The 22,241-nt window shown below is 59.9% G+C and carries 18 protein-coding genes and 1 pseudogene; 7 read left to right on the forward strand and 12 right to left on the reverse strand.

Going from position 1 to position 22,241, the window contains the following annotated elements; translation table 11 throughout:
- Positions 1–34: 34 nt before the first annotated feature.
- The 3 genes from NKI49_RS24230 to NKI49_RS24240 all read right to left on the reverse strand — a co-directional run bounded on the left by NKI49_RS24230 (position 35) and on the right by NKI49_RS24240 (position 4,255).
- Positions 35–1,375 carry an adenylate/guanylate cyclase domain-containing protein gene (locus tag NKI49_RS24230; protein WP_352604511.1) on the reverse strand — a complete coding sequence of 447 codons (1,341 nt, stop codon included), beginning with the start codon at positions 1,373–1,375 and terminating at the stop codon, positions 35–37.
- A 261-nt stretch (positions 1,376–1,636) separates the two neighbouring features.
- Entirely contained in the window at positions 1,637–2,980 is a 1,344-nt protein-coding gene (locus NKI49_RS24235) for a nucleotide sugar dehydrogenase (protein ID WP_352604509.1), read from the reverse strand.
- A gap of 114 nt (positions 2,981–3,094) precedes the next feature.
- On the reverse strand, positions 3,095–4,255 hold the full coding sequence (locus tag NKI49_RS24240; protein ID WP_352604591.1) for a DUF3095 domain-containing protein: 1,161 nt from the start codon (positions 4,253–4,255) through the stop codon (positions 3,095–3,097).
- Positions 4,256–4,347: 92 nt separating this feature from the next.
- On the opposite strand from NKI49_RS24240, the gene NKI49_RS24245 reads away from it, so the two are divergent.
- Together NKI49_RS24245 and NKI49_RS24250 are read left to right on the forward strand one after the other, a co-directional pair.
- A complete protein-coding gene (locus tag NKI49_RS24245; protein ID WP_352604507.1) occupies positions 4,348–5,436 on the forward strand; it encodes a glycosyltransferase family 4 protein in 1,089 nt (362 codons plus the stop codon).
- Positions 5,433–6,215, forward strand: a complete 783-nt coding sequence (locus tag NKI49_RS24250) for a polysaccharide deacetylase family protein (RefSeq protein WP_352604505.1) — start codon at positions 5,433–5,435, stop codon at positions 6,213–6,215. The genes NKI49_RS24245 and NKI49_RS24250 overlap by 4 nt, the downstream gene beginning before the upstream one ends.
- Here NKI49_RS24250 and NKI49_RS24255 read toward each other — a convergent pair.
- The 4 genes from NKI49_RS24255 to NKI49_RS24270 all read right to left on the reverse strand — a co-directional run bounded on the left by NKI49_RS24255 (position 6,195) and on the right by NKI49_RS24270 (position 10,765).
- A complete protein-coding gene (locus tag NKI49_RS24255; RefSeq protein ID WP_352604503.1) occupies positions 6,195–7,046 on the reverse strand; it encodes an MBL fold metallo-hydrolase in 852 nt (283 codons plus the stop codon). The two genes, NKI49_RS24250 and NKI49_RS24255, sit on opposite strands and share 21 nt — an antisense overlap.
- A gap of 190 nt (positions 7,047–7,236) precedes the next feature.
- Complete coding sequence (locus NKI49_RS24260) at positions 7,237–7,686, reverse strand: cyclic nucleotide-binding domain-containing protein (protein ID WP_352604501.1); 450 nt, start codon at positions 7,684–7,686, stop codon at positions 7,237–7,239.
- Positions 7,687–7,769: 83 nt separating this feature from the next.
- Entirely contained in the window at positions 7,770–10,484 is a 2,715-nt protein-coding gene (locus tag NKI49_RS24265; protein WP_352604499.1) for an ABC transporter transmembrane domain-containing protein, read from the reverse strand.
- A 17-nt stretch (positions 10,485–10,501) separates the two neighbouring features.
- Positions 10,502–10,765, reverse strand: coding sequence for a hypothetical protein (locus NKI49_RS24270; RefSeq protein WP_352604497.1), 264 nt, complete (start codon positions 10,763–10,765; stop codon positions 10,502–10,504).
- An 80-nt stretch (positions 10,766–10,845) separates the two neighbouring features.
- On the opposite strand from NKI49_RS24270, the gene NKI49_RS24275 reads away from it, so the two are divergent.
- Positions 10,846–11,520, forward strand: a complete 675-nt coding sequence (locus NKI49_RS24275) for a class I SAM-dependent methyltransferase (RefSeq protein ID WP_502899555.1) — start codon at positions 10,846–10,848, stop codon at positions 11,518–11,520.
- Position 11,521: 1 nt separating this feature from the next.
- Here the strand turns inward: NKI49_RS24275 and NKI49_RS24280 are convergent, their stop codons facing one another.
- The 3 genes from NKI49_RS24280 to NKI49_RS24290 are packed head-to-tail and all read right to left on the reverse strand — an operon-like array spanning position 11,522 to position 15,175.
- The gene (locus NKI49_RS24280; protein ID WP_352604495.1) at positions 11,522–12,718 is read right to left on the reverse strand and encodes a glycosyltransferase family protein; all 1,197 of its coding nucleotides are present in this window, start codon (positions 12,716–12,718) and stop codon (positions 11,522–11,524) included.
- Positions 12,715–13,959, reverse strand: coding sequence for a glycosyltransferase family 4 protein (locus NKI49_RS24285; protein ID WP_352604493.1), 1,245 nt, complete (start codon positions 13,957–13,959; stop codon positions 12,715–12,717). The genes NKI49_RS24280 and NKI49_RS24285 overlap by 4 nt, the downstream gene beginning before the upstream one ends.
- A 1-nt stretch (position 13,960) precedes the next feature.
- Positions 13,961–15,175: a glycosyltransferase family protein gene (locus NKI49_RS24290; RefSeq protein ID WP_352604491.1), complete on the reverse strand. Its 1,215-nt coding sequence runs from the start codon at positions 15,173–15,175 to the stop codon at positions 13,961–13,963.
- A gap of 343 nt (positions 15,176–15,518) precedes the next feature.
- On the opposite strand from NKI49_RS24290, the gene NKI49_RS33455 reads away from it, so the two are divergent.
- Positions 15,519–15,857: a hypothetical protein gene (locus tag NKI49_RS33455; protein WP_502908794.1), complete on the forward strand. Its 339-nt coding sequence runs from the start codon at positions 15,519–15,521 to the stop codon at positions 15,855–15,857.
- Between the two features lie 249 nt (positions 15,858–16,106).
- On the opposite strand, the gene NKI49_RS24295 is transcribed toward NKI49_RS33455, so the two are convergent.
- Entirely contained in the window at positions 16,107–16,445 is a 339-nt protein-coding gene (locus NKI49_RS24295) for a GYD domain-containing protein (RefSeq protein ID WP_352604489.1), read from the reverse strand.
- 180 nt (positions 16,446–16,625) lie between these two features.
- Between NKI49_RS24295 and NKI49_RS24300 the strand changes: the two genes are divergently transcribed.
- Together NKI49_RS24300 and NKI49_RS24305 are read left to right on the forward strand one after the other, a co-directional pair.
- Positions 16,626–18,008, forward strand: coding sequence for an adenylate/guanylate cyclase domain-containing protein (locus NKI49_RS24300; RefSeq protein WP_352604487.1), 1,383 nt, complete (start codon positions 16,626–16,628; stop codon positions 18,006–18,008).
- 214 nt (positions 18,009–18,222) lie between these two features.
- Entirely contained in the window at positions 18,223–19,290 is a 1,068-nt protein-coding gene (locus NKI49_RS24305) for a cyclic nucleotide-gated potassium channel (RefSeq protein ID WP_352604485.1), read from the forward strand.
- Positions 19,291–19,841: 551 nt separating this feature from the next.
- Here the strand turns inward: NKI49_RS24305 and NKI49_RS24310 are convergent.
- Positions 19,842–21,017 carry a porin gene (locus NKI49_RS24310; RefSeq protein WP_352604483.1) on the reverse strand — a complete coding sequence of 392 codons (1,176 nt, stop codon included), beginning with the start codon at positions 21,015–21,017 and terminating at the stop codon, positions 19,842–19,844.
- A gap of 492 nt (positions 21,018–21,509) precedes the next feature.
- Between NKI49_RS24310 and NKI49_RS24315 the strand changes: the two are divergent.
- Positions 21,510–22,091: pseudogene (locus tag NKI49_RS24315) on the forward strand (site-specific integrase); the annotation flags it as partial.
- Between the last annotated feature and the right edge of the window lie 150 nt (positions 22,092–22,241).

Genomic DNA, 22,241 nt, shown 5'->3' on the forward strand with positions numbered 1-22,241 from the left:
GCCTACCAAAGGCGTTCGGATCAGATTGGCCGGGCTACTGGAGCTTCCTCGCGTCGCCCGCCGACAGCCGTGCGGCATCGCGATGAAGCAGCATGACCTGCTCGGCCTCCGATCTGCGGTCGTAAATCGGCTCCAGCGCACCGTCTTCATCGAGTGCGAGAGCGCCCGACAGATCGGGTGAAAGCACCGTCAGCTTCTGCTTGATCCCCGCCAGTTCCTCGTTGCCGAGCGTCAGCCAGCTGTTGGCGCCGCAATAGCTGGCGAAGTCTTTGCTGGCGAGAACGCGGTGCGGATATTTCTTGGTCAGCGTCTGGAGGCGCTGGACCTCGTTTACAGCCGAGCCGAAGACAGAGAATGTGAGCCGGTCGGTAAGCCCGACATTGCCGAACATCACATTGCCGACATGCAGGCCGATGCCAAATTTTATGTCGGACAATCCCTTTTCTTTCCTTCGCAGATTGAGATCCATCATGCGCGCAGTGGCCTTGTGCGCTGCCGCCAGAGCAGACTGGCAGGCGATCTCGGACTGCGAGCGATGCCTTTCGCAAGGGTAGACGGCAATGAAGCCATCCCCGATGAAACTCATGATCTGCCCGCCTTTGCGATTGAAAGGTGCAGCAATGGCATCGAAAAACTGATTCAGCGTATCGATGTAGATTTCACGGCCGGAAGTTTCGGCAAGCTTTGTCGACCCGCGCATATCGGCCATGACCAGTGCGGCCCGGATTGTGTCGCCCTCGCCGCGCTTGATCTGGCCGTCCAGCACGCGTCTGCCGGCGTCGCCGCCGAGATAAGTGGTCATCATGTTGTCGGCCAGCTTGGTGAGCACCGCCATTTTGGTTGCGATGGCGAGATGGTTTTGGATACGCAGCAGCGCCGAAATCATGCTGTCGGTGAAACCTGAAGCACTGTCGGTGGACCAGGACCCGATCATACCCTGACTGGTATTGCCGTTGAAAGGATGGACGAAAGCCAGGTAATCGGTCACGCCCATAAGCCTGAGCTCATCGAAAACGGGAAATTCCGACGGGACCGACGGGTCGAGCCGACGCCGCAGATGGTCGAGCTTGTTGTTGAGCAGATGGTAGTATGGGCTGGTCAGGAATCTGTCAGAATGAACGCCGTCCTTTTTGCGGAAGCCTTCCACTTCCATGCCTTGGCCGCGAAGCCAGGTGAAGCCAAGCGCGTCATAAAGCGGATGCAGCATCGAAAAGCTCAAATGCACCCGCTTCAGCGGCAGGCCGGCAGCAGCCAGCCGTTCGCAAAACCCCTTTACCAAGGTTTCCAGGTCGTTGCCCGCCAGCGCCGACTGAGTCAGCCAATCGGCAACCTTATCCATGAGAATTGTGGAAATTTCTGCTCGCGCCGTGCTCATACCACCTCGAAACCCGTCGAAGACGGAGCCATTATCCTTCGATCCGCCATAACACAGTCCGCCAGCGACCCAAAGATAGCCCAAAGTCAACGAGGCCGGCTTCGGCGGCAGAGCGGCGAAAGAATTTCCCGAATGACTGTCCTTGCAACCAAGGAACAGGCTTAACTGCATTCATGTCTTGTGGCGTTATGTGGCGAAGCTGCGGGCGGAGTGCAATCACGATCCTGACATCGGGCAGAAAATTCGCCGGCTGGGACGCCGTCAGGCCTTCACCACCGTCTCTCGGAGGAGCCCGAGACGGCCAAAAACATTGCGTGTGTCGACGATCAGAAGGGCGTGATCAGCGATTGTCTGATAGTCGATCGCGTCATGGTCGGTTGCAACGACGACAGCATCGAAATCCTTCAAGGCCGCCTCGGTCAATTCGACCGAGCGGCGCCCCTTGATCGCCATATGCTCCCGTGTGGTCGGGATCTCGGGAACATGCGGATCGTGGAATTCCGCCTTGCCGCCCCATTCCTCGATGAGTTCAATGAGCCGCAATGAGGGGCTTTCGCGTATGTCGGGCACATTCCTCTTGTAGGCGAGCCCGATGATGAGAATGCGCGAGCGGCTGAGCGCCTTGCCGCAGCGCCGGTCCAGCGCTTTCGCCAGTTCATCGACCACATGACGCGGCATGGCAGTGTTGATCTCTGCCGCCAGCTCGATGAAGCGGGTCGGCAGTTCGTATTCGCGCGCCTTCCACGTCAGGTAGAAGGGATCGATCGGAACGCAGTGCCCGCCCAATCCGGGGCCAGGATAGAAAGGCATGTAGCCGAAGGGCTTGCTCTTGGCCGCCTCGATCACCTCCCAGATGTCGATCCCCATCGCGCCGAGCACGACCTTCAATTCGTTGACGAGGGCTATGTTGACCGTACGGAAGATGTTTTCCGTCAGCTTGACTGCCTCGGCGGTCGCCGTGGTGGAAACCGGAACGACGGTTTTGACCACGCCCTGGTAGAAAGCCTGCACGAGCGCCGCCGCTTCAATGCCGTCACCGGCCACGACCTTGGGGATCGTCGCGACTTCAAAGTTGCGGTTACCGGGATCCTCGCGTTCGGGCGAGAAGCCGAGGAAGAAGTCTATCTTCGACTGTAAGCCGGTTTCTTCCAGTATGGGCTTGATCACGTCGTCGGTGGTGCCGGGATAGGTAGTAGATTCCAGCACGACGAGGTGGCCGAGACGCAGATGCTTTGCGATGGTGCCAGTCGTGTTCCTGACAAAGGAGAGGTCCGGCTCACGATTTTTCGTCAGCGGTGTCGGAACGCAGATGATGATGACATCGCAGACGGACAGTTCGGCAAAATCCGCGGTGGCGCGGAATTGTCCACTCGCCACGTGGCCCGCAAGGGCTGTCGACGTCACCGCCTCAATGTAGGATTGGCCGCTGTTCAGGCTCTCGACCTTCTGGGCTTCGATGTCGAAGCCGAAAACCGGGAAGCCGGCGCGTGCGACCGCCATTGCCAGCGGCAACCCGACATAGCCCAATCCGATCACGCCGACTTGCGCGGCATGCGTCGAGATACGGTTCAGCAGACGGTCATGTGCCGATCGTGAAGCGTCCAAAAATCTGCTTTCCCGTTAGTTCGGATAGGCTGGCCGCTCCCGTGCGCGGCTTACCATGGTCCCAGGAACCATGGCCGAGGCATATTGCGGAAAATGGATTCTCGCAAGCCGTCATCAGACCGGCAACTTTGCCTTCAAGCTTGCGGCAGCCATCGCATAGCCGCCGGCGGCACCATCTATGAAATGAACGTGATCGCGCTGCAGCGGCGAGGCGACGAGGCAGGTCATCAAGGCCGATTTCTGGCGGTGCAGGCCATAGTTGCAGATGCCCGCCTCTTCCGCCTGTTTCAGCCGGTTCTCGATCCGTTGCAACACATCAGCGTCAACGTCGATGGTCATCTTCAAGCCGTCGTCGAATTTCCGGAAATCCGAATTGCTGGACACCTCGCGTTTGTAGATCTTCGGATCGAAACTGCCGATCGTCCAGCCATATCTATCGGTGACGGCCGTAAGCGTCATCAGGAACACTATCCACACCTTCGACAGCCACCGCCGTCCTGCCGGCGCCGTGGCCCGCGCCTCGATATCCAGGCCGGCGGGCAGCAAGCTGTAGGCCGGGCCGTTCACCGGCACCGGATGGCCATCGCGCTCCTGCCTGCCGGCAAGGGCGATGATGTCGGATGCCAGAAACTGAAAACCGCGCAGGTCGCGCGACGCCCCCGGTGTGGCTATGATCGAGACGATTTCGCCATGCCGGGTTTCGATCGGGTTCCAGCGGCAGGAGAGGCCGGTCAGATCCGGCCGCGCGCCGGCCGGCGCAGGATCGATGCGGTAGCGCCCCGCTTTCATCTCGGCTTCCGCCCAACTGCCGCCACCGCCGGCGAACATGGCATACAGGACCGCATCGGAGGCTTGGAACCTTGCCACGCGAACGTCGAGGCCCTGCGCTCGAATATCCTTTATCGGCACGATTGCGGCACGCAGGGTCAGGTCCAGTTCGTCAGCCACCCATCTCTGGACAGCCGCCAGCGCGTTGCGGGTGGTCTCCACCGCCGAGCCGGGAAATGCGACGAGCGCCCCGTCGCCGCCGAAGACAAAGGGAAGATCTCGCCGACCCAGCGCATTGAGCAGGGCCGAAATGACACTGGCGCCGGCCATATTGACTGTTTTATAGCGTCCAGTCTCGATCGCCTTGGTCGAGCCGACAATGTCGGCGGTGGCCAGCGCCCAGCCATCGGGGAGAGGCCGATAGTTGTCAATATCGGCAACGCTTTCGAACTCTGCGAAGACCGGCAGAGAAGCGACAAACGGATCGGACGCGGCAGCTGTTTCCATGAGCATCAGATAGCACATTCCACTGCTTGAAGGTGAAGTCGATCATGCTTCAAAATTGACTTGCGCATACTTTCCGATGATAGGGTCGCGCGATGCGAATTGCCTTCTACGCGCCGCTGAAGTCACCCAATCATTCCGTTGCCTCCGGCGACCGCCAGATGGCACGCACGCTAGTCAAGGCGTTGGAGCATGGAGGACACAGGGTCGAACTGGCATCCGAATTGCGCTTGTATCTACGTGAACCGGACCGGAAGAGTTTCGATGCGCTCAAGATGGAGGCTCGAGAGGAAGCCGCGCGGCTGACCAGGCTTTGGGATCGTGCCGGCAAGCCCGATCTATGGTTCTGCTATCATCCCTATTACAAAGCGCCCGACCTGATCGGGCCCGAGCTGGCGTCGACCTTTGCTGTCCCATATGTGACAGCGGAAGCTTCCTATTCGAGGCGGCGCAATGCCGGTTTGTGGGCCGATACGCAAGCGTTGGTGGTGCGAGCCGTCGAACAGGCGGCGCTGAACATCTGCTTCACGCAAAGGGATCGTCAGGGACTGGAAGATGCGACATCCGAGGCCGCTCTCGGCATGCTTTCGCCTTTCATTGACACATCGGTATTCCGGGAAATGCCGGCACGAGTTTGTCCGACGCGCCTGGTTACCGTTGCCATGATGCGCCCGGGCGACAAAGTCGAAAGCTATCGCATGCTGGCCCAAGCGCTCGGTGTGATCGGCCACCTGCCCTGGACCATGTCGGTCGTCGGCGACGGGCCCGCCCGTGACGAGGTCAAGGCGCAATTCGCCGGCTTGCCCGCCGACCGTATCGAATGGCTTGGCGCGATTGAGCCAGCCGCCGTGCCGGATGTCCTCTGTGGTGGGGGAATTTACGTCTGGCCGGGTTTCGGCGAGGCCTATGGCGTCGCTTATCTCGAAGCACAAGCCGCCGGGCTACCGGTGGTGGCTCAGGACATTGCCGGCGTACCGGAAGTCGTGCGAGATGGCCAAACCGGGTTTCTCACCCCGCCGGGCGATGTGGCCGCATTCGCTTCTGCAATCGAAAGGCTGCTGGCTCGTAACGACGAAAGAACCATCATGGCCGCAGAAGCCAGACGTTTCATCCTCGAAGAACGTTCCCTCGGCGTTGCAGCGGCGCGTCTGGCCGAACTTCTTGCGAAGGTCTCGGCTTCATGACATCCGATCGGATCTGGCAGCCCTTGGTGGAAGAACTGGCGGGCCGGCAACGGGCGGGTCGTAAGGCAGAGTTCTGGCTGCGCGACGATGATGCCGTGGATCCGACACCTGCGCTTGATCGGCTGCTCGACCTCACCGGTGAATTCGCGGTTCCGGTCACTCTGGCTGTCATTCCGGCCCTCACTGATGAGAAGCTTGTCGCCCGGCTTGACGAGGCGCCGCATGCGACGGTCGCCATCCATGGCTGGGTGCACCGAAATCATGCCCCCGAGGGTCAGAAAAAGCAGGAACTCGGCCCGCATCGGCCTCGCGGGGCGGTGCTCGATGAACTGGCTGGCGGCCTGTCGCACGTAACCGGCCTGCACGGCGCGCGCGCCGTTCCGATGCTGGTGCCCCCCTGGAACAGGATCGACGCCGCCCTAGTACCCGACCTTGGACCGATAGGATTTTCGGCATTGTCGGTGTATGGGCCGCCGAAGCCGGCTTCACTGGCGGTCATCAACAGCAATGTCGACATCATGGATTGGCATGGCACGCGCGGCTGCCGCGATCACGGCCTATTGATCCAGGCTATCATCGCGCACTTGCAGCATGCATTCGACGACGAACCGGTCGGCCTGCTCACACACCATCTCGTACATGATGAATCGGCCTGGCTTTTCCTCCAACGGCTGTTCACAGTCACTGCACAGACCGACCCCTGCCCATGGCTTCCAATCAGGACATTGATCGGGCGCAGCGCGGTAGAGGAAAATAATTCAGCGCTTTTTGTGCAATGAGACTGGAAATTCGAGCGTCTGGCCATCCCGCGCGGCAAAAGCGCCGGCAAACCTGTCTTTGGCCAGTTTCTCGATCTCGTCCAGTTCCTCATCGGTGCGTGTCGGATCGTGGTGAAACAGCGCAAGCCTCCGCGCACCGGCTGCCTCACAGAGCTTGACGCCCTGTTGCCATGTCGAGTGCCCGTTGCCGCGGCGGCGTTCCATTTCCGCCTCGGTGTAGGTGCAATCGTAAATGACGAGGTCAGCATCTTCGATCAGACCGAGCACCGCCTGATCGAGTTTGTCCGGCTCGTGCTCAGTGTCTGTGATCACCGCAACGACGCGGCCGCCCCATTCGACCCGGTAGCCGATGCAGCCGCCTGGGTGAACAAGACTGCCGGTTCGGACCACCACCCCTTCGCGCGGCCGAAGCACGTCTCCGGGCCCGAAATCACGGCAGTCGAGGCTTGCCTTGCAGACCTCCAGTTTTACCGGAAACCACGGCGGCCGAATGAACTCATCGACCATCTGCCGGGTCGTCATGCGTCCTGCAAGATGGCCGGACCAAAGCGTAACCTTGACGCTCCGGTCATAGATCGGCGCAAAAAACGGCAGCCCGATGATGTGATCGTAGTGGCAATGGGTGAAAAGCAGGTCGAAATCGGTCACGCCCGACGTCCGAAGCGCCCCGCCGGCAGGCCGCAGGCCAGAGCCCGCGTCGAACAGAAGCGTGTGCTTACCGCATCGCATCTCAATGCAGCTTGTGTTGCCGCCATAGCGAGAGAATTCTGGCCCCGATACCGAAATGCTGCCGCGCACACCCCAAAACCTGACCAGGAAAACGTCGTCCATGCTACCCCTTCGCTGTTCCCGTCGCCCATCGTAGCCAAACAACCGCTGCTAGAGCAATTCCAGGAAAAGTGTGAACCGGTTTTCCGTCCGGAATTTGCGTCCAAACGAGAGCCGAGACAGGTTTCCTCCAGTGATCTTCTCAGCAAGAGGCGTGCTATCACGACGGGGAGGATCGGCCGCACGTCATTCGCTATTTGGCGCTTCGTGCGTCGATCAGATCCGCGGTGGTATGGCTTAGGCGATCGGCAAGAACCCGCAATATCTCAATGGTCATTTCCGGGGACTCCTTCATAAGCCTCAGGAAATGATCCTTGCGGATTCTTAAGGCTTCCAGCTGACTTGACGCTCTGACGGTGGCCGTGCGGGAGCTGTTGCACAGTATGGCGATCTCGCCAACAATCGAATTTGGCACCATTTCGGCAACTTTTATCGGTCCGCTGTCGGAATCGACCAGAATATCCGCCATGCCTGAAAGGATGACATAGGCGGCATCTCCCTCGTCGCCCTGCCGGAAAAGGATCTGGCCGGCGCTGTAGCTCACGCGATCGGATGTGAACGCAAGCAGTTTGAGCTTTGTCAACTCGATGCCAGAAAACAAGGGAACGCGTTGCAGCATTCCAACTTCATCCTTGAGCAGCATTGTCGCAAACCTCAAAATTCGCGTTTGCCAGATTAGAGCAACGGGCACCCAGATGGAATTAATTCCGTTTCCGAGACATCGCTCTACGACACCAGTTCCTTGAAGATACCGTTCTCTGCCAAAAGTGTCTCGTGTGTTCCGTCTTCCACCAATTGACCCGAGTCGAAGACGATAACGCGATCGAACATCATCGCCATTGACGGATTCGTCACGACCCACACAATTGCCGGCGAATGGCCGTCGCTTCTGGCTTCCTCAAGCACATTTCGCAGCACCTTATCCTGCATGCGTTGGTCGAGCGCCGATAGCGGCCGGTTGAGAATGAGAAAATCGGGCCGCTTGAGCAGGGCTCGGGCAACATCGAGCTTCTGTCGCTGTCCACCGGTCAGCCGCCTGCCGCCGGCGCCGACGTTGAAATCCAGGCCGACATCGAGAAGTTCGCCATAAAGCCCCAGCTCGTCAAGAACGTCATAGAGGATGGAGCGTATGCGGTCCGGCGCGTCGGGATGGTTGTTGCCCACACGCCCGAACAGGACATTATCCATGACCGTAGCCGCGGCAATGTATTTGGCAGGATCATACCGTTCGATCGCGTTATGCAGCTCGGGCGGCAGGTTTTCATAGAACCGGTTGCGGGCAGTGACGATCTTGCTCATCAGCTCATCGCTCAGCAGGCCGAAGCGGTGCCGGGGCTCGATATAGGCAAAGCTCAAGCTAACGATCATGGCGCGATCGTTCTCCGAAACCGCCTCGTAGGGACGGTTGTTGAGCCGTTGCAGCAAGGTTTCGTAGGCCGGTATCTCCTCGGCGCTCATGAAGGCGAGCTGCTGGAAGAACTGGTGATCGGGTGGCAAGTCGGCAAACAGCTCGATCGCCTGTTTGGCGATCTCCAATCCCATTTCGTAGAGCGTGCGGTCGAGGCCGGCTTGCCTCAGCACTGACGCAAAATAGGGATTGGCCGCCAGGGCCCGGTCGGCCAATTCGGGGCCGGCGGCAGCGCCGAAGAGCAGGTTTTGGCCGATCGTTGCTTCCTTGTTGTAGGCGCCCGGTTCGAAAGGGACCACCAGTCCGCTCAGCCCTTCCTGTTCCAGCCGGGTTCGCAGCGCCGCACGCAGTTCGACGATCCGCCTGGCAAGCTCTGTGTGACGCTTTAGGTCGGCCGAAGAGCGCAAGCCAAGATCCAGAATGTCGCGCGACAGAACAACCGCGTCGAGCACCCGGCGCACGGCTTCAAAGAGGTCGTGCGGGCCGGTGGCGCCGGCGGAAGCATAGTTGATCCAGTCGCTGTGGACATCAAAATCCGGATTGCCCGACCGGCGCGCCTCGTCGATGTTCCAGCGATGCTGGTCTGCGGCGGCACCGTCATAAGTCACCGGTGTCAGCGGCGCATGCTTCAACCCGTAGAGCAGGTTATCGCGGAGGCTCGCCTGGAACAGGAAAACATCCGACGAGGCATAGGACATGCGCCGTCCGGTCACTGCTTCGGGGAGTTCAAGCAGGTCGTCGGTGCCCGAAGCGATCCTTCCGCTGTCGGGCCAGTTCAGCCGCGCGAAGGCTTCTGCAAGCGCTTCCGCTCCACCTGTTGCGGTACTGACCAGCGCCAGCGTCTCACCCGGCTTGACCTGGAGGGAGACCCGGTTGAGAAGCATCGCACCGCCATCGTCTGCTATGGACAGACCGATCGCCGACAGGGGTTTGGTCATCGGATCGGGATCGTCGATCGCCAACGCCCCGATTCTCGGCGCCATGAGACCCTCCACGGTGAACTGTTCGACGACCTGCTGATATTTGACCTGGACATCCTGCCGATCCTGATCCCAGTCGATCAGTTCCTTCATCGGTCCGGGCAGGTCCTTGTAGGCGCCGATCACGGCGACGAGCTGGCCGACGTCCAGCCGACCCTGGATGACCAGATACCCGCCGATCATGTAGAACAGAAAGGGCGTGAGCTGCGCGAGAAAATTGTTGAGGAACTTTACCATGAATTTCCATTGGTAAAGATCGAAGCGGATCTTGAAGATGAGCCCGAGCCGGGCAGCTATGTCGGCGCGCTCATAGTTTGATGTATCGTGTACGTGAACCGCACCGATGCCGTCGACGATTTCGCCGACCCGGCCCGAAAGTGCGCGCGCCGTCAATTGCCGTTGGCGCCCGAGCACGATCAGCCGCCGCCGCATTCGCGGGATGAGCACGATCTGGATCACCACGATCACGACCGCTATCATTCCGAGCCAGACGTTCTGGACCATGATGAAGAGCATGGCCGTCAGCGCCTGGCCGCCGAGCAGTACCGGCTGCAGGAAGGCATCGCCGATAAAGCCGCCCAGCGGCTCCACCTCGTCCTTCACCATGGTCGCCACTTCGGCGGATTTCACCCGCTTGAAGTAGACCGGCGGAAACCGCAGCACACGATCAACCAGTTCGAAGCGGATACGCCGCAGCATACGTTCACCGAGGCGGCCCTTGTAGGTGTTGATGTAGAGTTTGAACAGGCCGTTGATGACGACCAGCAAGAGGAACACAAGGCTCAGGGCAAACAGCGTCTCCTTGCGGTCGAGCTGAAAGCCGGAGAAGAACTGAACCTCTCCAATGAACGGCAAGTTATAGTGTAGCCTCATGAATGGTTGGGTCGCGCCCGGTTGCTCGAAGCCTCGACCTTGGATCGGCCCGTTGACGATCAGCTTCGGCAAGTCGAAGGACATGAAATACGGGACCATCGAAAGCACGACGATCATCAATATCCAGAGCTGCTGCTTCTTGGTGTGCGTCCAGATATAGCGGGCTAGGCTGGGTTCCATATGCGACTGTGGATCCTTCAGTTGGAAGGATGCGGGATAGAGACGCACCTGCTGGCGAATGGGATGTCGGCAATCTCTTCGTCGCCAACGACAATCTCGAAGCTGCAGTGCAGGGAGATTGTCCTGCGCTCTGACGGTTCGCGGCTTCCGTAGGGTTCTGGCGAATAGGCGAGCACGAGGCTGCAGCTGCGCGGCTGGTACTGGCGGATGGACGCCGATGGTCCGGACAGACGCAGCCGGCTCTCTCCGGCATCGGGCAATGGCGAAGCGGCTTGCAGCATGATCACGTCCGCGGATCGAACAGCCTTGCGGGAGGCAAGATTGCGTTGTGTCGCCCGAAATCCCAACATACAAGACGAATATGATGGATGTCACGCAACCACGCAATGCCGGCATGGACTGGCACGAACAAGCCCTGGACCTCACGCGGGGAATTGCTGCCTATGTCAACGACCCTCTCGTCGCAGGGCTGGCGCGCGTCATCACCAAGCATCCGAAGGCCGATATCGCGAACGCCTTCAACCACAAGCAGGTCGCCTGCAAGATGTGGGCGCTCGAGAAGCTGTTGGAAAGCTGCGGCGGCCGATTCGGGCGCATATGGGTTCTGGGTGGATGGTACGGCATATTGCCCGCAATGCTTTTCAACGACGCTCGCTTCGACATCGGGGCGATAGACAGCATCGACATCGATCCCGAAGTCGCGCCCGTCGCCGGGACCCTCAACCGGGAAGCCGGCGACCGGTTCCGGGCGCTGACGGCAGATATGTACGCGCTCGACTATGCGGCCGGGCGGCCCGACCTGACGGTCAATACGAGCTGCGAACACATAGCCGATCTGCGCGCCTGGCTTGCTCTGCTTCCGCGGGGCACGAATGTACTGCTGCAATCAAACGACTATTTCAGCGAGCCGACACACATCAACTGCGTGGCTTCGCTGGCAGCGTTCGAAGCAATGGCGGCGCTACGGGAGGTGCGGTTCTCCGGCGAATTGCCGACAAAAAATTATACGCGCTTCATGCTGATTGGATCTGTTTAGACTAGGCTTCATCGTCTGTTTGATCATGAGCTTTTCCGAAACCGGGCTCGATTTTTAGGGACCGTGTTCGATACCTTTCGCGCAGGATTTGCGCCGAGTGACGCGCGCCTTCTAGATCGAGACGATGCGCGGATGGCGTCGGTGCCACAAGCGCCTGTTCGATCGCTTGCGCCAATCCTTCAGGCGTTAGGTCCTTTTCCATCAGCACCGTTGCAAGACCGAGTTCTTCGAGCATCAGAGCGCGAACCGTTTGTTCGGTTTCCCCGCCGGCTGCAAATGGAACCAGCAGGGAGCGACAACCCGCACGCAGGACATCGCAGACGGTGTTGTAACCAGCCTGCGACACTGACAGGCGGGCGCCGGTCAGCAGGCTGGCGAAATCCTCGCGGAACCGGAAGATGGACAGGCCAGGCGTGGCATCGCCCGCGATCGCGTCAAACTCGTCTTTCGGCAGGTTTGGGCCGGTGATCAAACACCATTTCCAACCGTTGTTGGCGTTCCGCGCCGCTGCGATGGTGGATCTGACAAGCCTCTTTCCGGCAGCCCCGCCGCCAACCGACACCAAAACGTCGAAGCGCTCGGAGCCCACGGGCGAAGGCGGCGCGGCAACGAGCCCTGTGTAGGTGACTTCGGCCCTGATCGCCCCAGCCAGTGGAAACGTCTTGTCGATGGTTGCGAAAGCCGGGTCGCCATGGACCATAACAAGGTCGAAATGCCGGTTGATGAGATCGACCGTTTCCTCGTTCCGGCGCGGCTTGACGCGCTCCTGAAGGATATCACGCACGGATGTCACCAGCAGCGGTCTGGGCGACGTCGCGGCGATGGCTTCGAGCAGCGGCAAGAGTTCGAAACGCATCTGCCGGCGTCCAAATGGAAACGCCTCGACAATGACGATATCCGGCCTGCAATCCCGGAATGCCTGCAGCAGCATCTCTGAACGCCGTTTCCTGAAATCATCGTCGATGGGTTTGCCCTGCAAATCGACAAGTCCGGAAAATCCATCATCACCGGAGGTGACAGGTGGCAGGGTTACTGATTTTACCCCGAGCCCCGGAAACCCTGCAACCGGCGCTCCGCCGGTCACAACGGTTACGTCAAACCCGTCATCGACCAGAGCCGCCGCGACGCGGCTAGAGCGCGCGAGATGGCCGATACCGAGCAGGTGCTGGACATAAAGGAAGGCGCCCAGCCGGTTCAATCGACGGCCCGCCACTCGCGCTCGAACAGGTCCTTGAGCTGTCCAATGCTTGCCAGATGATCGAAATTGCCGCGCACGCGCCGCTCTGCTGCGTCGCCGAGGCGGGTGCGCAGCACAGGATCACGGATCAGGCGCTCCAGCGCCTGTGCCAAGGCAATTGGATTATCCGTGGGAACCAGCAGCCCGGTTTCATCCGGCGATAAAAGCTCCGGCACGCCGGAAATATCGGTCGACACGCAGGCAAGCCGCTGGCTAGCCGCCTCCACCAGAACATTCGGCAGACCGTCCCGGTCGCCATTAGCGGTGATCCTGCAGGCCAGGGCGAAGATGTCGGCGCAGCGGTAATGCTCAAGCACCTCCTCCTGCACAAGCGCGCCTTTCCAAGAGATGCGACCACTCAGTCCTAGCTTTTGCGCCAGTACCTTGAGCCGTTCCAGTTCCTCGCCGTAGCCGATATGCTCGAAACGCCACGCCAAATCGCCAGGCAAGAGGGCAAGGGCCTCCAGCAAGGTATCGTAGCCTTTCTTTTCAACGGCGCGCCCGACACTCAGAAGGATAACCGGTTCGTCCAGCGCCGAGCCGTCATGGTGCTTTCGCGCCTCGCCGAAACTGCCGAAGCGATCGAGGTCGAGCCCATGGTAGCTCAGATGCACAGACGCGTTGCCTTTAGCGAGCTCTTTCAGACGGTCGAAGCCGGTTTTCGTGCAAGTGACCGTCCAGCGCGCCGAGGAAAGCTTGCCAGCCAAATCCCAGTCCGCCGAAGTCCAGATGTCCTTGGCATGGGCTGAGCAGCTCCAGGGCAGGCTAAGAAGCTGGCTGGCATAGCGCGTCACCGATGCCGGCGTGTGCGCGAAATGTGCATGCAACCATTCCGCATCTTTCGGCCATTCGGCCGCCAGCACCAGCGCTTGCCCGAAACGGCGCGCGCGATTGCGGGTAAAGTCGCGGGGGATATCGGCAGCCAGCGATCCGAGCGCGCGCCAGAAGCCCGGCCGCAGCAAATAAGCAAACAGCGAGCGAAGCACGCGAAGCGGCTCTTCATGCAGATATTCAGGCAGATAATGGACGGGCGCTTTGATCTCGTCATGCACGGGGTGGCGTTTTGCGTCGGTCGGCCGCCTGAGCGCGACGAGTATCAGCTCGAACCCAGCACGCTCCAGACCGAGCAGTTCCTGCGCGATAAAGGTTTCCGACACCCGCGGATAGCCCTTCAGAACCACGACGATCTTGCGATGTCGCAAGTCAGTTCATTCCTTCAATGACCGACAGGTGATGGCCGGCCCGCCGGTCGAGCAGTTCCGCGACAATTTCGGAAATATGAGGCAGCCCTTCCAGCGTCAGATGCGGATTGCTCTGTGATGGGCGGGGCCAGTCCGGCAGCGCCACCAGTGCATCGGCAAACCGCTGGGAGTCCTTGGCTTCTTCCGGCAAAAGCATCTCGATGAGACCGAGTTCGGCTGCGCGCCGAGCGCGGATCAGTTGTTCCTCGCGGGGCTCGACGCGCGGCACGATCAGCGCCGGCTTGTCGAAAGATAGTATCTCGCAATAGGTGTTGTAACCGCCCATCGCCACAACCGCCTTGGCGCCGGCAATCAGGTCTTCCATGCGGTTGTCGAACTCGATGATCTTGATATAGGGGATCTTGGACCCCTTCTTGAGCAGCTTGTTGCGCTTGCGGGCCGGCATGTAGGGCCCAAGCACGACCAGCGCCCTGTGTTGCAATTGCGGCTCCTGCTGATAGGCATCGATGACGTCGTGGATCAGTTCGGCGCCGTCGCCTCCGCCACCGGTGGTAACGAGGATATAATCGCCCTCGGGCCGGTGGCCGGGCAACTCGTTTCGCTGCAGGCTCCGTTGCAGGAAACCGACGAATCTCATCTTTGCCCTGACAACCGGCGGAACATCCAAGCCGGTCAACGGATCGTAGAAATCCGGCGGGCCATAGGCCCAGATCTTGTCGTAGAACAGGCCAATCTTGCGCATCACATCCCTGCGTGCCCACTCTGCTTCGAGCAGATGCGGCGCATCCATCACCTCGCGCAGGCCAAGCACCAGCGTGGTTCCCCGCGTCTTGAGGTAGGACAGCGTGTCCTCAATCTCACCGCGCAGGCCGAGCGGTTCCTTGTCGACGATGAAGATATCCGGCCGGAAGGTCTCGGCGGTGTGGCGGATGATCGACTGGCGCATCCTTAGCGTCTCATGCAGATCGATATCCTTTTCCAACGAGGTGTACTCGCCGTTGCGCAATTTGATGACGCTGGGGATCTTCACGAAGTCGACACGGGCGCGGTAGTCGAAGGCGCCAGCGATAGGCGCCCCCGAAATGATAAGCACCTGAAGTCCGCGGAAATCCTCGACCAGCGAATGCGCGATCGTCCGGCAGCGCTGCAAGTGGCCGAGCCCGAACGTGTCGTGGCTGTACATAAGAATTCGAGCATTTTCTGCGTGCTGGGTCATTGTTGAACGTCTTTTCGAATTCTCGCCTTGAGAACGGTGACAAACCCGCAGGCTTCGGAACCGTCCTGGCTGTACCGACCTGTTGTGAAACATGACGGCGCAATTTTCAATTTGTATTAGCAAAAAACCGCAGATCGCCTATTTATCCGCGAACTCATCGACTTTGCCCTCCCTCGGAAGGCCTCCAAGCGGTGGCGAACACTTAGCTAGCGTGACAATGCGCCCGCCACTTAACCACGACATACCCTGATCTGCCCGCGCTACGATCCGGCCTACCAGGCCACCAATACCGAACCGGCGCAGGGCCGCGGACCTGATCGGCCAGAGCTCGCGGCTCCCTTCTATCACCGCTGCTGCCTCCGCTAACTGCCGGCGCTGTTGCCGAGTTCTCCGAGGTCGGGATGGTGGAAAAGCTCGGCTGCAAGACGCCGCCGATCTCGGTGGCATCTTCACCGATTTCTTCACGCTGCAGGTCGAGCCCTATATCGGCGAAGCGATCCGCTATCTGGAGCTGACGACCGAAGGCAAGCAGTGGATCGCCAAGCTCCACGGCAAGCTCTTCCGGCCAGAATCGGGCCGCACCCGTCTTGCAGCCGACCTCGGCGGACCTTTCGGTGGTAACTTGGGAGCCGGGATTGAGACGGCGTTGATCGACGCCTTGGAAGATTTCGTGAAGCGGTAGCGCAAGCGGCTTGTGGCCTCCAAGCAGGCTCAGCAGACACACCGAACTAGCCTTTCGCCCACCGCTTTTCGGCAGCTTTCTTTGCGATCTCGGCGCGCCGCTCTGGCGTCATGTTCTCGGCGCTTCTTTCCGCCCTTCGCACCAAGCGCCTTCGCAGCTGGGTCTTTGCCGTCATCAATCACGTCGTCGGCTTCATCGCCCGTGGCAATGCGCGTGACCCCGACGGCGTCGGCGGGGCGCTTCTGGCCTTTAGGTCCGGTCTTGTTCTCCCGGTGGCCGATATTTGATCGACGATGCCTTTTGCAGTGCTGCAATCGTGTCCTCGACGGTCAGGAGGACGGTCGTCTGGATGGAACTCAGCGCTCCGCCCGAGCCGATCGCCAGCGCGGTGGCCGCCATAGACACGTTATCCGGAGCCTCCCACAAGTTATAGCCGTCGTGTTCGCCAAAGGCGTACCAGAAGCCGTGCAACTTTCCGCCCACCGATTCAATGTACTGCTTCGCCGCCTCTCGGCGGTCCTCGGGGTTATTAATGAGCTTCGCCCATGTTGCCGGCGTGTAGCTGAACCGAGTCAGGTACAATGGCATGGTCTTTCTCTCCCTTGCTTTGCGCTAAGCATATAGGAGTTTGCAGCCGGCTGCGACAGCGCTGTCGACGGCGGCAAATTTCAAACTGAGACACTACCCGAATTTTGCACGATTCTACTGCCCGAGCCGATTGGTGCTACACTGACAGCCAGTTAACGCGACGGACCCGTGTTCGGTGATATGACCAAAGTAACCGCCTTACCCGACAGAGTGGATTTCGACGTGGCCGCAAATGAGACCTTGCTTGAGGCGGCTCTCAGATCGGGCGTGCCATTTGCCCACGCATGCGGCGGCAGGGCGAAATGCTCGACATGCCGCGTTTGGGTTCTCGACGGCATTGAGGCTTGCCCGAACCGGAATCCGGACGAAACCCTGATGGCGAACCGGTTGAGATTGGCCGATGAGGTTCGGCTGGCCTGTCAGCTCAGGCCGCAAGGCGAGCTTCGCGTCCGGCGCCTGGTGCTAGACGAAACCGACATAATGATCACCAGCCAGCTAGGCGCTTCCGCCGCGACGCGTTGCGGCGAAGCAAGGCATGTTGCGGTGTTCTTCAGCGACATTGCAGATTTCACAGCGCTGTCGGAGCGGCTTTCCCCCTACGACGTGATGTATCTGCTCAATCGCTACTTCGCCCAGGTCGGCGACATCATCGAGCAGAATGGCGGTTTCATCGACAAACTGATTGGCGATGGGCTCATGGCTATATTCGGTATCGACGACCAGCCAGACGCTCCGCTTCGCGCCGTGAACGCCGCACTTCAGACCCTCGCTACAGTCGATCGTCTGAAGCCGTTCTTTGCCTCGATGTATGGCATCGATTTCGATATTCGTATCGGCCTCAACTATGGCGAAGCCGTCATCGGCACATTGGGTTTTGCTGGACACGAACGTCTTACGGCTATCGGCGACGTTGTAAATCTGGCCAGCCGGGTCGAGTCCGCCAATAAAGATGCCGGCACGCGCTTGCTGATATCTGAGGCTCTCCGCGACCAGATCGCCGAAAAGGTGGAAATCGGCGACTTCGTCAGGGTACGCCTTCGCGGTACCGGCGAGCGCACAAGCCTGTTCGAAATCGTCAGGCTGAAGCCCGAAATTGACGCCGAGCTGAATGCCAAGGGGCTTCGCGAAACAATCCGGCGCGGCGGCAGGAGGTGGGTTCGCGCTTTTTCCGAAGACGAGCTTCAGCCCTACGAACGTCGGATTCTCGAGTTTGAAGATTACGATATCGTTGTCGTTCGCGGATCCGACAACTATTGCGCCTTCAACAATGCTTGCCCGCATCTTCATCTGCCGCTCTACGAACGCCGAAGTTCCGCTCAGGCCGAACAGCTGAAGCTCCCACACACGGGGAGCACGATCACCGCAGATCTTGGCCTGGTCTGCCGCTGGCATCAGAGTTGTTTCGACCTGCTTACCGGCGAAATCAGGGAGTGGGCCAAGTTGGAGCACGACGGCAGCAGGGCGGGCTTGGAATATCTGGGTGACATTTCGAAAAACCGCGCAAAGTTGATCGTATACCCCTGCCGAAAGCAGGACGGCTTTGTGTGGATCGGGCTCGAGTGAAGCGAAGTTCCGCTATTTCAGTTTTCCGCCGGAACCTATTACAATGTCCGGACTGGGTCATTCTCGTGGGGTTGTGGCTTGTCTGTTCACGTCCGGTCACGAAGCAATCCGGAATATCTGAGTTCACCGTTGGTGATGCGCATCGCAGCGCCACCTTTGCGCTTGCCTTGAAGGCATCCTAGTTTGGAGGATAGTAGCTGCTCGTGGGCATAGAATGTCGGCACTGCCTTTCTTAAGAATGTACGCGCCGCTCAACGCGCTACTGGCTGCGATTGGGCTTGTAACGGTGGCTACGCTCACGACACCGGACATGTCCGGACGAAGCAGACTGGCTCTGGATGCAGTCCTCGCGGTCATCTGGGGCGTGTATCTCCTGCAAGTGGCCGAGACGCTGCTCAAGCGGCGGGCGGGAGCCGTTCGGGACAGGACGCCGGCAATCGCCATCGATGTGCTCGCGGTTTTGGTTCCACTCGCCGCATTTCTGCTCGTCGGCATGCCCGACCGGAGCCTCTACTGTGCTGTCTGGCTGCTGAAACCGCTGCGCGACTCGACTTTCTTCCCGCTGCTGGGCAGGATCCTGACCAACGAAGCGCGCAACCTGATCGGCGTCACCACGCTCTTCGGCATCGTTCTGTTCGGTGTCGCGCTCGCGGCCTATGTCATCGAGCGCGACGTCCAACCGGAAACGTTCGGCAGCATCCCCCAGGCAATGTGGTGGGCGGTGGTCACGCTGTCCACCACCGGTTATGGCGATGCTGTTCCGGAAAGCTTCGCCGGCCGCGTCCTGGCCGGGATAGTCATGATGAGTGGCATCGGCATCTTCGCGCTCTGGGCTGGCATTCTTGCCACCGGCTTCTATCAAGAAGTCCGTCGCGAGGATTTCGTTCGTAATTGGCAATTGGTCGCCGCCGTGCCGTTGTTTCAGAAGCTCGGCCCGGCCGCGCTGGTCGAGATCGTGCGCGCGTTAAGACCCCGCATCATGCCGGCGGGCACCGTGATCTGCCGCAATGGCGAAATCGGTGATCAGATGTTCTTCGTTGTGGAGGGGCGGGTCAGCGTCGCGACGCCGAACCCGGTGGAGCTTGGCCCTGGCACCTTCTTCGGCGAGATGGCGCTGATCAGCGGCGAACCCCGCTCGGCCACCGTCAGCGCCGCAACGGTGGTCTCACTCCTGTCGCTGCACTCGGCGGATTTCCAGATGCTATGCAGCAGCAGCCCGGAAATTGCGGAAACTATCCGCAAGACCGCGCTTGAGCGGCGCGGCGCGGCACCGATGGCTTGACCGTGATGCCGACCACTGTTGATCAATCGAGGGCACTCGGTGATGAATATCACCGCGACATCAATTGTTCGCCCGATCGTCGACAAGGCGCCGCACAAGAGGAGCAATTGCGGTCGCCTCATCGATTGCAATTGCGGCCGCCTCATCGATAGGGGAACGATGCCTGCCTAAGCCTTTTCGACAGGGACGGCGCGTCAACACCCGAGCTGGCGGGTGAGCCATTTCTGCCTCATCCGTCAAGCGCTGGAAAAAGCTACGAGCGTCTGATCCATCCACGATGCCTTGCCAATCTGCCCGAGGTTTGCGCAAGCCTGTCAGGGTCTGATATGGCCAGTCGGCTGCTGACCTTCTTTCGATCGCGAGGCCGCGATCCACGGGCAACGGTCCGGCGAAGCGGTCCTCGCGTTGCGACTGCTCCGCCGGTCCGATGGCATTTCGAACTCTGCAGGCGGGGAAGATGCAGGATCGAATGTCCATTCCAATTCAGCCCGGACAAACAAAAAACCCGGCGGTTGCCCGCCGGGTTTTCAATTTCGCCGAAGCGAAATTTATTAGAACGAGCGCTGGAAGCGGAGCATGCCGCCGATGTTGCTCTTGCTGTCGGCATTGGTCCAGTTGGAGAAGTCGGCGTCGTCGAACTTGCCTGCATTGAGGTAGTCGACTTCGGCCGTGATCGTGAAGCCGGGAACCACATCGTAAGCAATGTTCGCGGCGATGCCGAGGTTCTTCCATTCGTCATACGAGATCTGGGCGTTGAACGAGGTCTTCTCGTTGAACTTGTAGGTGCCACCGCCCCACACTGCCCAGTTGCCGCCCCACTGCTTGTAGAAGCCACGGCCGCCGCCCGCGAGTGCATAGGTCGGATCGCTGAGGTTGTCGTCAGTGCCGTAACCGCCAATGATGAACAGCTGGATGGCGTCAGAGACGTTCACATCCAAGCGAACCTTCCCGGCGACTTCCTCGTAGTTGCTGTCATAAGCGACGACACCGGTGATGGCGCCCCAGCCCTGCGTCCACTTCACGCCGCCGACGACATGCGGAACGTAGCTGTCGATCGTACCCTTGCCGTAGAAACCATCAGTGCCGCCGCCCGCACCTTCTTCGAGAGACAGGACTGCCGAGAAGCCGTTGCCGGCGTCGAAGTAGTACTGGACGACGTTGGTGTCGAAATCGCCGTAGGGAACCAGCGTATCCTGGATGACGTTGCCGGCGTAGCCGATGAACGTGTTGAAGGCCGATTCGTCCTTACCGACGCGCAGGCCACCGAGCTGAATCCATGCGAAGTTCAGCGAGACGCCCGAGTTGCCAGCAGTATTGTCAGTGTCGGTGGTATTGGTGGCATAGTCGTTGCGGTTGCCGAAATTCCAGCGAGTCTCGGTGTAGGTCTTCAAGGTGCCGAGTTCGGTTTCCTGGCCAGTCCAGGTCTTCAGCGTGAAGCGGGCCTTCTTGCGCCAGGTATCCTCCTCGGTGCCATCCTGCACGTCACGGGTCCGGGCGCCGTCGAACGAACCGACGTCGCCGCCGCTGATGTCGTAACGCACATAGCCGCCGATGCGCAGGCAGGTTTCGGTGCCGGGGATGTAGAAGTAGCCAGCGCCGTAGACGTCGCAGATCTTGACGTATTCAGCGGGTTCCGGCTCGGCGACGACGACGGCGTCGGCGGCGCGCGCACCGGAAACTGCGATCAGGGCCGCAGCGGAGCCGAGAAGAAGGCTCTTGATGTTCATTTTCTGACCTCCAGTCAAAAGTTAAAAAACGGGTCTGGGTATTCTTTGCTGAAGGACAGCGTTCCCTGCCCCATCCCCACTAACCGAAAAAGATGCGCACCGCGCCGCTTCCTCGAAACCGACAATACCCATGAGCCGGCGGCGTTCAACCACGATCGTGCCGGCGAAAGGACTGTTTGGCTGCTATCCCCGGTCTGTGTTGCATAAACGTCACGATTTGGCCTTAGTCGGAAAGCTCTCGTTAACGATTGAACCCCTTGCACCCCTTGCAATCCGGCCGAATCCCGCGGGCTATTGCCTGAATTGCGGCGTGTATGCCGAGTCGTTCGCCAGGGAATCGCCGCAGAATGGCCACATGGTCAAAACGACATTGCAAGAGAAGCCGGAATTTTCGGCGGTAATGGCTCCCGCTTGTTGATTGTGCCGGCGCTTTTCTTTATCCGCCTAGTGTCGAAGGCGCTCCCCTGCTCCACTTGCCGTGAGGGCTTACAAATGGGCAATATCCACAGCTTGACTGAGTTCCGCCGTCAGAAAGAGCGGGCGCAACGGATTCGTTTCCTCGAACGGGACGAAGAGGCCCGGCTGTTTGCTGCCATCAAGAACCGTAGCGAGGACGCCTATCGGCTCTCGGTCTTTCTTGTCGATACCGGTTGCCGTCTCAGCGAGGCTCTCGGGCTGATCTGGAATGATATCCAGGAGCACCGCGTCAGCTTCTCGACCACCAAGCCCGGCCGCAGCCGCATCATTCCGATGACTGAACGCACCAAGGAAATGATCAAGCTGCATATCACGGAGGGCCGCCGGCCCAAGGGCCCGTTCACCAAGGTCCGCCAAGCACAGTTTCGCGCCGTCTGGAACGGTGCGAAGGCCGAGGTCGGCCTCGGCGCCGATGATCAGGTGGTGCCGGATATCTTGCGCGACACCTGCGCCTCACGCCTTGTTCAAGGTGGCATCGACATGAGACACGTTCAGATGTGGCTCGGCCATCGGACGCTTTCGAGGACAATGCGCTATGCGCATCTTGCCACCAACGACCTCGAGGGCTGCGTCATGGTTCTGCGAACGCCACGATAGGCTCCGTTAGAGTGCGGCGCCTTCGTCCGTTCTCGGCGCGCCCGACAACAAACCTCAATCCAAGACAGCCAGAAAAGCTGGCAACAGTTCCATCGATCCCAAAGTTACTTCCGATAAACCACACGATTGAGATTTATCTTGCGTTTTGCG

The organism is Mesorhizobium sp. M0587 (assembly GCF_040320945.1).
Taxonomy (GTDB): Bacteria; Pseudomonadota; Alphaproteobacteria; order Rhizobiales; family Rhizobiaceae; genus Mesorhizobium.